This window comes from Pseudomonas sp. BAY1663 (genome assembly GCF_000582595.1).
GTDB classification, from domain to species: domain Bacteria; phylum Pseudomonadota; class Gammaproteobacteria; order Pseudomonadales; family Pseudomonadaceae; genus Stutzerimonas; species Stutzerimonas stutzeri_AF.
In genome coordinates, this window is record NZ_AZSV01000037.1 from 1 (window position 1) to 12,591 (window position 12,591).

The following is a 12,591-nucleotide window of genomic DNA, read 5'->3' on the forward strand; positions in this document are numbered from 1 at the left end:
GCATGAAGCGGGATTCAGTTCGTGATAGAAGGAACTGACATCCGCCGTTAATGCCACGATCTTTTTGTCGGCATCCAGCGCGGTACGCATCGCGGCAATACCCTTGTCACGCCAGTCGCGAAAGGGCTTCAGATAAGGCTGGAACGAACCAAGCGACAGCTTGTTGATGTCTTTGCCATTTTGAGTGCGGCGCAAGCGGTTGCCATATGCACACTCGCTCAATCTTGCATCGAATAACTGCCCGACTTCCAGCATCCATAAGGTGGAAAGCACATGAAAGTCCAGGCTGCATCGGGCCATTATTCGGAATTCGGCTTTGGGCTTTTCTGGCAGCTCCTTTTCTGCCAAGGCTTTCAGCGCATGTTCCCACTCATCGGCATGTGAGGAGAAAATCAATCCACTGCCATTTTCTTTCTTGTGCTTCGCCCAGCAATCCATTTCGACAGATTTGGTGGCCAGCGTCCAAGTGCCGATGAACTCCGGTGATGTCACCCAGACTTCATCCTCGCCATTGAGCTTGTCCTGCAGCGCAGAAAGGTTGGAGTGCAAATTTTCTTCATAACTCGCAATTGCATCCAACGAAGCATGAGACGAATAGTAGAGATCCACTTTCGCTTTGCGATAGGCAAGGCCAAGATATTGCAGGTTGGTCATTTGGTTATCTCATTACCGTCTTGATTCTTCTTTTTCGGGGCACCTCCCAGTCTTGCAAACGTGCCTCTCGCTGCCATGCAAAGTTCACCGTTAATCAAAGCCCAATCTTGATTGCTGCACGGTTCTCGGTGGCAGTCCTCGAGGAATGATGTTCTCTCTGCGTAGCCAATCAAGCCATTGGCCAAGCTCGGCTGGGGTGAAGCGTGCCTTGCGTTCGTGCCAGTTTTCACGAACATCGGAGATGATCTGCGTATCCGTCGGTTGAACACCATCGATCAGGAAATCATTCCATACCGCAAAAAGTGTGGCGATGATCTCGACCTCTTCGGTCTTCTTGTCTGCCAGGGCGTAGATCAGGCGGTCAAATTCAGTCCTCTGGCCGGCCGTCATCAGGGCTTCGGCTTTCGCTGCGGGCTCCGACAACGCCGATAAGCAGCGGTACTCCGTCTTTTTCCTGCCGTTGACCAAGGTCTTTTCATTGACCTCGAACCAGCTCCGCCCTTGACCTTGCCGCTCGAAATCATAAATCCAGGTATCCAGTGGCCCGGCAGCCTGACGTTCAGGCTTCAGATCCAGATCCAGGCCAATGTGCGCTTGCGCCAGGTACATCACCTTGGCGGCAGCGGTTCGACCGAAGTATTGGGCAGTGGCGAGCTTATTGATCGCATAGCAGCCGATGCTCGCACGGTAGGTGGCGAGGTCAATAACTTGGGCCGTTGAACGTGATGATTGCTGGGCGTCTTCAACTGCGCCACCTTGCGATTGCGCACGAATCAGAGCACTCAGCAATTCTGTCTGCTTGCTGGTGTTGGCGTCGATCTGCTGCTCTAGTGAGTCACATAGAGCCATCAGTTCGTCGATTTTTTTGACGATGCGATGCTGCTCCTCTAGTGGCGGTATTGGAATCGGCAGGCTGTTCAATGTTTTCTGATTTATTTTTGGCATTGTCCCGGATGTGCCAGATGCTCGATCACGAAGATAATCACGACTCGGAGCGGCGCTCATTACAAAGCAAATATATTCCCTATTAAGCTCGGTAGAAACACGCAGCTTCATCATTAAGTCTGGATAAATGTATGTATGCCGCTCTCCGCGATAAATCGCTGGAACACCAACGTATTGAAGCGTATTTCCGCGCTGCACAAGAATATCTCCCTCCTGCAACCAGAGCTCTGAGTCGGCGGGAATTTCTTCCGCAATAAACTTCGAGTGCTCACCCTTGAAGATGCCAGATGTTGTTGCGCTCAATGTTAATGATTTAACATTGGTTTCATAATCAACAGCCTTGGGTGAATACCCATTGGTCGGACCGAAGATCAAAATTTCCTCTAGGGGCAATATGGACCAATGCCCTGGGATTGAATAACCTAGATTATTTGATTCAATTCGTTTTGAGGTTGCGCCACGATTTCTTAGACGCAGCCGCTCAGACTTAATCTTCTCCAAAAGTTCGCTTACAGTGCCGTCATCTTTGCTGCGTTTCGTGAGCTTTCCTATAACAGCCAGTTGCAGGATGGCCTTGCGCAGTTCGGTGACGTTCTCCTTGACGGTGTAGAGCTCGCCGAAGTGTTCGGCGAGGAAGGTCTGGGCGCGCTGGTGCTGCTCGGGTTCGGCGATGTTCAGCAGTTGCTTGATGGCTGTGGTATGAACGGTCAGGCGTGCTTCCTGCTGTGCAGTGCGGACCTTTCTAGTTCGTCACAGCGTGCAATCAATTCATCAAATTTATTAACGATACGGGCTTGCTCTTCCATAGGAGGAATAGCAATAGGATACGCCAAAAAAGGACCTCTATTGATATGCGTCATAACTAGTCCATGCGCATGATCACTTTCAGCCAATTGGCGTATTACCCATTTCAGAAGCCAGAACAAATACTTCTTGTTTACAAGCGGAGCTGGCAGTACTCGGAAAATATGTTGATTAAGTACGCCTTCTTCTCCATGCCAAATGTAAGCATCGAGTGTTGCCGACCAGGAAACGAGAATGTCTCCTTTTTTCACCAAGATGGATTGATCAAACTCTTTTCGGGTTCGATTAAATACTACACTTCGACCCGAAAGATTCTGAATTCTAATGATAGGCCGACCAGTCTTATCCCAATCACTTTGTTTAAATGCTGCTCCATTGATGAATTGCCCTAAATCAACAAGCCGGCACCACGCCCAAGTATTTGGTGGGAGAAAGCGTTTCTCACTTTCTTCGATAGAAGCGGCGGCCTTTTCCCTCTTGGCACCTCCTCCATTCATTGCGTTTACCATCTGAGCACGGCTACGCTCCAACAGTTCACTGGCAGGCTGATCGTTCGGATCCTGCGGCACCAGCTTGCCCTGCATGGCTAAGGTCAGGATCAGCTCGCGCAGTTTCTTGATGCCATCGGGTGCGGCAAAGGCGGTATCGAAGTGCTTTTCCAGCAGTTCGGCGGTGTGCTTATTCATGCTCGCCTCCCAGTTCGCGCTCGATCTGTTCGATGCTGGGCAGGCTGGTTTGCAGTTCTTCAGGCAGGGATTCGATCAATTGGTATTCCGCCACGCCGATGGGCTGGGTCTTGTCGCGCAATGCGTATTCGGCCACCACGGTGTTCTTGCTCTTGCACAGCAGCAGGCCGATGGTGGGGTTGTCCTGTTCGGCCTTGACCTGCATATCCACAGCAGTGAGGTAGAAACTCAACTGGCCGAGGTGTTCCGGTTTGAACTTCTCGGCTTTCAGCTCGATGACCACGTAGCAGCGCAGCTTGAGGTGGTAGAACAACAGGTCAATGTAGAAATCGTCGCCGCCCACTTCCAGATGAACCTGGCGACCGACGAAGGCGAAGCCCGCACCCAGTTCCAGCAGGAACTGGGTGATGTGCTTGACCAGCGCTGACTCGATATCCCGCTCGTTGGCTTCCTGGCCAACATCCAGGAAGTCGAACAGGTAGGGATCCTTGAGGGCTTGCCGAGCCAGATCGGTTCCCGGCGCGGGGAGCGGGCGGCGAAGTTGGTGATCGCCTGGCCTTCCCGCTCCAGCAGGCGGGATTCGATATGGATTTCCAGTGTTGCACGCGACCAGCCGTGTTCCACGGCGCGCTGGGCATAGGCCAGGCGTTGTTCTGGCTGCTTCAGCCTGGCCAGCAACACCAGGTTGTGGCCCCAGGGCAATTGTCCAACAGCCTGTTGGACAATTGCTGCGTCCGGCCAAGCGTCGGCGAAGGAGCGCATGTACATCAGGTTGGCGCGAGAAAAGCCTTCATCTCGGGAAAGGCGGTCCTGAGGTCGTGCGCCAGCCGCTCGATGACCTTGGCCCCCCAGCCCTGCTCGGCCTGCCGTTGCAGGATGTCACGGCCAATCTGCCAGTAGAGCAGTACCAGCTCGCGGTTGACGGCCAGCGCGGCCCGTTGCTGGGCACTGTGGATGCGCTTCTTCAGCTCGCCCAACCAGTTGGCGTAGCCTTCCGGCGCGGGAACGAGGGACACGGGGTTGTCGCTCATTCCGCCTCCCGGCTGGTGGCCTTCAGCGCGGCCAGCAGTTCGGTTTTCAGCGCTTGCTGGGCAGCCTGCAACTGGCGGGTGATGTCCTGGTATTCGGCCATCAGCTCGTCCGGATCACCCAGTTCGACAGCCACCTCGTGCGGGTTCTTGCAGTCCAGGTTGTAGTTGCGAGCAGCCAGATCCTTGGCAGAGACCTTCCAGGCATGCTCGGTGGTCTTGCGCCCCTTACGCTGCGGGCCGCCCCACCAGGTTTTCTCAAGATCGAATTCCCCAATGGTCAACGGCTTGGAACGCGAATAGCTCTTGTAGCCTGCCGGGTAGGGGTGCTCGAAGAACCATACGTCCTTTGTGGGGCCGCCCTTCTCGAAGAACAGGATGTTGGTGGCGATGCTGGTGTAGGGGGAGAACACGCCCTTGGGCAAGCGCACGATGGTGTGCAGGTTGAACTCTTCCAGCAGTTCGCGCTTGAGCGTGGTTTTCACCCCCTCGCCGAACAGGAAGCCATCCGGCAGCACCACGGCGGCGCGCCCGGTATCGTGCCTGAGCAGGTGCATGATCAGCGCCATGAACAGGTCGGCGGTCTCACGGGTCTGGTGCTTGGCGAGGAAGTTCTTCTCGATGCCATCCTCCTCCATGCCACCGAACGGTGGGTTGGTGATGATGATGTCCACCCGGTCGCGTGGGCCATAGTCCTTGAAGGGGCGAGAGAGCGTGTTGTCGTGGCGGATGCGGGTAGGCACGTCGATGCCGTGCAGCATCATGTTGGTCATGGCGAGCATGTGCGGCAGGGGTTTCTTCTCGACGCCGTGGATATTCTCTTGCAGCAGCCGGTTGTCATCCGGTGTCTTGACCTGCTTCTTGAGGTGCTCGATGGCGCAGGTCAGGAAGCCGCCCGTGCCGCAGGCCGGGTCGAGGATGCTCTCGCCAAGTTTCGGGTCGAGGATATCGACCATGAACTGCGTAACCGCCCGCGGGGTGTAGTACTCGCCGGCGTTGCCGGCCGACTGCAGGTCGGCGAGGATCTTCTCGTAGATGTCGTTGAACAGGTGCCGGTCGCTAGACGAGTTGAAATCCACGTCCTCTTCAATGGTGTTGATCACCTGGCGCAACAGCGTGCCGGACTTCATGTAGTTGTAGGCATCCTCGAACACCGAGCCGATCACCCGTCCTTGCGCGGACACGCCCGCCTTGGTGGCAAGCTGTTTCAAGGCAGGAAAGAGGTCGTTGTTGACGAAGTCGATCAGCTCTTCGCCGGTCATGCCTTCCGGATCCTTGGCCCAGTTGCTCCAGCGAAAGCGGCTTTGCAGCGGCGAACGGTAGCTGGACTGGGTGAGTTCCCACTCCTGTTCCTTATCGTCGAAGATCTTCAGGAACAACAACCAGCAGATCTGGCTGATGCGCTGGGCGTCGCCATCGACGCCGACATCCTTGCGCATGATGTCTTGAATGGCTTTGATAAGAGTTGCAAGTGACATGAATACTTCCTGAGTCTAGTTCTGGTCAGGCGCGATAGAGCTCACGCTCGAGCTCGCCCACGGCCTGTTGGTATTGGGTCTTGCCGCCAAAGGCACGCACCAGTTCGATCGGTGTGCCCAGGCGGTTGAAGGGAGCGATGGCGAGGATTTGCGTTTCCTCGATGGCGGCCACGCCTTCGTCGGCATACTTGTCGAGCAGGGCTTCGAGCACCTTCTGCGCCTGCGCGCCGTACTTGGCGAAGTAATCGCGCTTCTTGACCTGTTCGGCCCGCTCCTTGCGCGTGAGCGGGGGTTGATCCCAGGCCACGTGGCACAGCAGATCGAAGGGGTCGAAATCCTTGCCGGCTTGCTTGTCCACCTCGCCGGCCAAGGCCTCGAAGAAGATGCCTTGGTGGGCCAGCTCGTCGATGATGGCCTGCTTCTTCTCGGCCTTGCTCCAATGGCGCAGAAAATCGTCGAGCGATGCGAATTCTTTGGCCAGGGTATTGCGGGTGTAGTCCTTCAGGGACTCGGTGATCAGTTTGCCGTTGGCGTCGAAATACTGCACCCGCTCGGCCACCACCTTGACCTCGACGTTGGCGACAACGTAACGGCGCACGTTGCTGCCTTCCTCACCTGGCAGCGGTTCGGCTACGCCACCGGGGTACGCGGGGTTGTCGTCCGGCGTGGGATAGGTGAATTCATCGTCAGGCGACGCCTCCCCATCTTCTTCATCTGGAGGAAGCGGTGGCTCGCCTGGGCCTGGCTCATAAATTTGCACGGGATCGCCGTCGAAAGCCGGATCGGCGAACAGTTCGGTCGCTTTCTTGAAATCGAGGATGGTGAACCAGTACTTGTCGAAGTCCTCGTTGATGCGCGTTCCGCGACCGATGATCTGCTTGAATTCGGTCATCGACTGGATGCGCTGATCCAGCACGATGAGCTTGCAGGTCTGGGCATCGACGCCCGTGGTCATCAGCTTGGAAGTGGTCGCGATGACGGGGTATTTGCTTTCCGGGAAGATGAAGTTGTCCAACTCCATCTTGCCTTCTTCGTTGTCGCCGGTGATGCGCACGACATAGCGGTGGTTCTGCGCCACTAGGTCGGCGTTTTCGTTGACCAGCGCCTGGCGCATGCGTTCGGCATGGTCGATGTTGTCGCAGAAGACGATGGTCTTGTCGAAGCGGTTGCTGGCTTTCAAGTATTCGCTGATCTTGCGCGCCACCACTTGCGTGCGCTGTTCCAGCACCAGCGTCTTGTCAAAATCACGCTGGTTGTAGATACGGTCTTCGATCTCGTTACCGTGCTTGTCGAGCATGCCCTTGTCGGGACGCCAGCCGGTCAGGTCTTTGTCCAGGTCAATGCGCACCACCTTGTAGGGCGCTAGAAAGCCATCGTCGATGCCTTGGCGTAGCGAGTAGGTGTAGATGGCTCGCCGAAGTAGTCGATGTTGGATACATCCTTGGTTTCCTTGGGCGTTGCGGTCAGGCCGATCTGTGTGGCGGAGTGGAAATACGTCAGGATCTCGCGCCAGGCCGAATCTTCGGCGGCGCTGCCCCGGTGGCATTCGTCGATCACGATCAGATCGAAGAATTCCGGGCTGAACTGCTTGTAGATGTTCCGTTCTTCTTCGTTACCGGTGACGGCCTGGTAAAGCGACAGATAGATCTCATACGACTTGTTGGCCTGCCGCTTCTGGATCTTGGTCATCGCTGCGCCGAACGGCTTGAAATCGTTGGTCATGGTCTGATCGACCAGGATGTTGCGGTCCGCCAGGAACAGGATGCGTTTCTTGGCACGCGACTTCCACAACCGCCAGATGATCTGGAAGGCGGTATAGGTCTTGCCTGTGCCCGTGGCCATCACCAGCAGAATGCGCTTCTGCTCTTTGGCAATTGCCTCGATGGTTTTGTTGATGGCGAGCAGCTGGTAGTAGCGAGGCATCTTGTTGCTGCCATCGCTGTAGTAGTCCTGAGCCACCAAGGCCTGTTGCTGCGTGCTCAGGCCCTGATGCTCTGCCCACCATTGCCACAGCGTATCGGCACTGGGGAACTCATCCAGGCTCAGTTCGCGCTCGATCACACCGTCCTTGGCGATCTTGTTGTGGAACAGGAAGCCATCTCCATTGCTGCTGAATACGAAAGGCACTTGCAGCATTTCGGCATAGCCGAGGGCCTGTTGCATGCCCGAGCCGATGGCATGCTTGTTGTCCTTGGCTTCGATGACGGCGATGGGTAGGTTGGGCTTGTGGAACAGCACGTAGTCGGCACGCTTGTGCTGACCACGTGTGTGCAGTTTGCCGCGCACGATGATGCGTCCCTTGGTCAGCAGGAACTCTTCGCGTACTTGGGTCAGGACGTCCCATCCGGCCTTTTCCAGAGCCGGCGTGATGAACTTGGTGCAGATGTCGCGTTCGCTGAGCGTCTGCTTATTCATAGGATGTAGTCCCTTCCATGCTGCTTTTCCCCATTATTCCTGCCTATCGTTCGGTGCTCGACGCGCGATCTTGTAGCCGTGTAGCGACGTCATCCACTTCGTCCATGACACTCAATCCAACATAACCAGAAATTCGGTTGCTAACGCAGTCGGCTGAACATCGCGAACATTGCGTTGCAGTGAAACCAGTCCGTAATCGGCCATCGTCTTCAGAGTGCGAGACAGGTTTGGCACCTTGCGGCCACTGAGTTCAGCCAGCTCCGTCAAAGACTTAGGCTGCTTGTTATGGATCAGATGCAGCAGACGGCGGTTGTCATCCGATAGCACGGCCGCCAGCGACGCCAAGGATGGGAACCAAATGCTGGGAACCTCACCGCCCTGCTGGGGCGGGCGATCCAGTTGCCGAACACCGACAATGCAGCGTTTCATGCGCATAAGTCCAAAGACACGTCGACTTACAATGATATCACCCACTGATAAGCATTGCCGAACAACCAGGGAAACCTTGATGCGGCGACACACAATGGGGTAATCCAATAAAAATTACCTCAATACCCCAAAGTGACTACCCCATTCCCTGCGCTGATCCTTCGGCAAAGGCAAAGGGCAAGGGAATGGCACCCAAGGGGCAACGGCCCTACCCAGCAAAGGAAAAGGCCGCACCTGCCCATTCGTTCAGCAACACTCGGCGAAGTTGTCCCTATGCCGTGCTGCTGCCCTCCGCAGCACTCAGGTAGTCCGCCCAGTCCTGCAGCAGCGTCCTTCTCTGATCCAGCAGCAGCGCCTTGTTGTACGTCGCCCGCACCTTGTTGCTTTCCACGTGGGCAAGCTGCCGTTCAATCGCATCAGGCCGGTATCCGTTCTCATTGGCCCAGGTCGAAAAGGTCGTCCGCCAGCAATGCGGCGTCGTGCCCCGGCCTAGATTCATGTCGCGCATCGCGTAGTGAGCCGGTTGGGCGTGGTGAAGCCCTTGCCGCTCCGGTGCGGGAACAGATAACGCCCGCCACTCGTGATGTGCTGCAGGTCCTTCAGCACCGCCATGGCCTGCGTGGACAAAGGACTGACATGGTCACGCCGCGCTTTCATCTTCGCCGCAGGCCGACGCCACAGTGCGTCCTCAAAGTCGAACTCGTCCCACTCGGCATCCGCCGCCTCCCCTGGACGGCATGCGGTCAGCGCAATCAGCCGCAGACACAACGAGGTTTCCGGATAGCCCCGGTAGCCGCGCAACTCCTGATAGAACTTCTGGATTTGCTCTCTCGTCATCGCCGCCTTGCTCTCGCTGAACGGCACGCGCAGCAGCCCGCGAAGACTGGGAATCGGATTGGCCTCTGCCAAGCCACGCACTACCGCGAACTCGAAGATGGCCGAAAGATCACCTTTGACATGGATAGCCGCCCAGGCTCCGTGGGACTTGCATTCCTCCAGTAGCGGGCGGATCTGCTTCACGCCAATATCGCTCATCGGCATCCCATCGAACTTGGGCGACAGGTACTTCCTGATGCGGGACTCTTTCGTGCGGTAGGAACTGAGCGCAAAGACAGGCTTGATCTCGGCCAGGTACGCCTGCGCCACCTTGGCGAACGAGCTTTCACGGGCGCGCTTGCGCTCCTCCAGCGCTTCGAGGTTGCGCTGCTTGACCTGCTGCCGCTCATGGGCAGGATGGATGCCTTGCTTGACCAATGCGCGCGCCTTCTCGCGGGCCGCACGCGCCTCTGCAAGGCTTACTTGAGGAAAGCCGCCAATGGCAAAGAGGTTCTCCTTGCCTTGCAGGCGGTACTTCCACCGCCAGAGCTTGCCGCCGGTGGGCTTAACCAGCAGGAACAGGCCCCCGCCGTCTGATAGTTTCCAATCTCGATCAGTCGATTTGGCCGACTTGACCTTGAGGTCGGTGAGTAGGTTTTCGGGCATCGTTGGACTCCACTGCGGGGAGATGTACCCCCACGGTTGAACACGAGTACCCCCAACGCTACCCCCGAATTTTTCAGACCTCGATGAACAATAGGAACGCTCAGTAGACCGTATTGTTTATGCAACCCATTGATTTACAACGGGCCAATCTGTCTGCCAAGCGCTACTGAGCGCCACCGAGATCCAGCAAAAATCGTCAGACGTTGAAGCGGAAGTGCATCACGTCGCCGTCCTTGACGATGTAGTCCTTGCCTTCCAGGCGCCACTTGCCGGCTTCCTTGGCGCCGGCTTCGCCCTTGTAGGCGATGAAGTCGGCGTAGGCGATGACTTCGGCGCGGATGAAGCCCTTCTCGAAATCGGTGTGGATCACCGCGGCGGCCTGCGGGGCGGTGGCGCCGACCTTGACGGTCCAGGCGCGGACTTCCTTGACCCCAGCAGTGAAGTAGGTCTGCAGGTTGAGCAGCTGGTAGCCGGCGCGGATCACGCGGTTCAGGCCCGGCTCGTCCATGCCCATGGTCTCGAGGAACATCTGCATCTCTTCCAGATCGTCCAGCTCGGCGATCTCGGCCTCGATCTTGTTGCAGACCGGCACGACGATGGCGCCTTCTTCCTCGGCGATGGCGTTGACCACGTCTAGGTGCGGGTTGTTCGCGAAGCCGTCCTCGGCGACGTTGGCGATGTACATCACCGGCTTGGTGGTCAGCAGGTGGAAGGTACGGGCCAGGCGCTTTTCCTCGTCGCTGAAGTGCTTCAGCAGGCTGCGCGCCGGCTTGCCTTCGGTGAGGTGCGGGATCAGCTTCTCCAGCAGCGCCTTCTGCGCCACCGCTTCCTTGTCGCCGCCCTTGGCGGTGCGGGCGACGCGCTGCAGCTGCTTCTCGCAGCTGTCGAGGTCGGCCATGATCAGTTCGAGGTCGATGATCTCGATGTCACGCTTGGGGTCGACACTGTTGGCGACGTGGATGACGTTCTCGTCCTCGAAGCAGCGCACCACGTGGGCGATGGCGTCGGTCTCGCGGATGTTGGCGAGGAACTTGTTGCCCAGGCCCTCACCCTTGGAGGCGCCGGCGACCAGGCCGGCGATGTCGACGAATTCCATGGTGGTCGGCAGCACGCGCTCGGGCTTGACGATCTCGGCCAGGGCCGCCAGGCGGGCGTCGGGCATCGGCACGATGCCGCTGTTCGGCTCGATGGTGCAGAACGGGAAGTTCTCCGCCGCGATGCCGGATTTGGTCAGGGCGTTGAACAGGGTGGATTTGCCGACGTTGGGCAGACCGACGATGCCGCAGTTGAATCCCATGGTGAGCTTGCCTCGGAGTTAGGTTCAGGCCTTTTGGCTGTGCAGGCGCTGCATTGCCCGGGTCCAGTCGCCGGAAAGCATTTCCGGCAGAACCTCGAGGGCGAAATCGATGCTGGCTTCCAGCTTTTCCCGCTCCGACTGCGGCGGGCGACCGAGCACGTAGCCGGTTACCAGGCTGCTGTGGCCGGGATGGCCGATGCCCAGGCGCAGGCGATGGAAGCCGTTCTGGTTGCCGAGCCGCGCGATGATGTCGCGCAGCCCGTTGTGCCCGCCGTGCCCGCCGCCCTGCTTGAGCTTGGCGACGCCCGGGGGCATGTCGAGTTCATCGTGGGCGACCAGGATGGCCTCGGGGGGAATGCGGAAGAATCCGGCCAGTGCCGCCACCGCCTGACCGCTGCGGTTCATGTAGGTGGTGGGGATCAGCAGGCGGACGTCCTCGCCCTGGTGGCGGAACTTGCCGACCAGGCCGAAGTACTTGCGATCGTTGCCGAGCTGGACGCCCTCGCGGGCCGCCAGCCGCTCAACGAACAAGGCCCCCGCGTTATGCCGGGTCTGGTCGTATTCCGGGCCCGGGTTTCCCAGGCCGACGATCAGTTTTACGGCAGTCACGACGGGGGCCTCTTGTTCAGCTCTGCGCGAGTGGATTACTCGGCAGCGCCTTCTTCTTTCGGAGCGTCTTCCTTGCTCACGCGCGGAGCATGGATGTTGGCGACCGGCAGGTCACTGCCGTGGGCCAGGGAGACCAGCTCGACGCCCTTCGGCAGCTTGAGGTCGGTCATGTGCAGTACCTGGCCGACTTCGACCTGGGCCAGATCGACTTCGATGAACTCCGGCAGGTCTTGCGGCAGGCAGGACACTTCGACTTCGTTGATGTTGTGCAGGATCTCGCCGCCTTGCTGCTTCACGCCCACGGAGGATTCCTGGTTGATGAAGTGCAGCGGAACGTGCGCAACCACTTTCTGGCCGGCAACGACGCGAACGAAGTCGGCGTGCAGGACGAAGCTCTTGGCCGGATGACGCTGCAGCGCCTTGATCAGAACGGATTCGTTCTGGCCGTCGACGTTCAGGGTCAGCACGCTGCTGAAGGAGGCTTCGTTTTCCAGCAGTTTGGCCAGGTCCTTGGCCAGGACGCTGATGGACTGCGGGGCCTTGTCGCCACCGTAGATGACGGCGGGAACCAGGCTGGCATTACGACGCAGGCGGCGGCTCGCACCTTTCCCCAGGTCGGAACGCACTTGGGCATTCAGGGTGAAATTGCTCATTTCGTTTCTCCAGTAACAACACTACCCGTCGCGCTTGCGACCAGCGCTCGGGCTGTTGGGCAAAAAGCCCCGCGCGAGGCGGGGCACATTACGTTCAGTTCGATTTCCGAA

General features: G+C 58.0%; 7 protein-coding genes and 4 pseudogenes. All 11 read right to left on the bottom strand.

From position 1 onward, the window contains the following. Positions 1–654 (bottom strand): annotated as a pseudogene (locus BAY1663_RS12155) (Reverse transcriptase); the annotation flags it as partial. A 90-nt stretch (positions 655–744) separates the two neighbouring features. Next, on the bottom strand, positions 745–1,974 hold the full coding sequence (locus BAY1663_RS24780) for a restriction endonuclease subunit S (RefSeq protein WP_218186665.1): 1,230 nt from the start codon (positions 1,972–1,974) through the stop codon (positions 745–747). 332 nt (positions 1,975–2,306) lie between these two features. Next, positions 2,307–3,089, bottom strand: a complete 783-nt coding sequence (locus BAY1663_RS24785; protein WP_218186666.1) for a restriction endonuclease subunit S — start codon at positions 3,087–3,089, stop codon at positions 2,307–2,309. Then, positions 3,082–4,120: pseudogene (locus BAY1663_RS12165) on the bottom strand (YhcG family protein). The gene BAY1663_RS24785 and the pseudogene BAY1663_RS12165 overlap by 8 nt, the downstream one beginning before the upstream one ends. Then, complete coding sequence (locus BAY1663_RS12170; protein ID WP_037041122.1) at positions 4,117–5,595, bottom strand: class I SAM-dependent DNA methyltransferase; 1,479 nt, start codon at positions 5,593–5,595, stop codon at positions 4,117–4,119. The pseudogene BAY1663_RS12165 and the gene BAY1663_RS12170 overlap by 4 nt, the downstream one beginning before the upstream one ends. Before the next feature lie 25 nt (positions 5,596–5,620). Beyond that, a pseudogene (gene hsdR, locus BAY1663_RS12175) lies at positions 5,621–8,010 on the bottom strand (EcoAI/FtnUII family type I restriction enzme subunit R). A gap of 111 nt (positions 8,011–8,121) precedes the next feature. After that, positions 8,122–8,475, bottom strand: coding sequence for a MarR family transcriptional regulator (locus tag BAY1663_RS12180; protein ID WP_164838451.1), 354 nt, complete (start codon positions 8,473–8,475; stop codon positions 8,122–8,124). A gap of 235 nt (positions 8,476–8,710) precedes the next feature. Then, positions 8,711–9,921, bottom strand: a pseudogene (locus BAY1663_RS12185) (tyrosine-type recombinase/integrase). A gap of 196 nt (positions 9,922–10,117) precedes the next feature. After that, a complete protein-coding gene (gene ychF / locus BAY1663_RS12190) occupies positions 10,118–11,218 on the bottom strand; it encodes a redox-regulated ATPase YchF (protein ID WP_037041126.1) in 1,101 nt (366 codons plus the stop codon). Between the two features lie 24 nt (positions 11,219–11,242). After that, positions 11,243–11,827: an aminoacyl-tRNA hydrolase gene (gene pth, locus BAY1663_RS12195; protein ID WP_037041128.1), complete on the bottom strand. Its 585-nt coding sequence runs from the start codon at positions 11,825–11,827 to the stop codon at positions 11,243–11,245. A gap of 35 nt (positions 11,828–11,862) precedes the next feature. Further along, the gene (locus tag BAY1663_RS12200) at positions 11,863–12,480 is read right to left on the bottom strand and encodes a 50S ribosomal protein L25/general stress protein Ctc (RefSeq protein WP_037041131.1); all 618 of its coding nucleotides are present in this window, start codon (positions 12,478–12,480) and stop codon (positions 11,863–11,865) included. Positions 12,481–12,591: the final 111 nt, after the last annotated feature.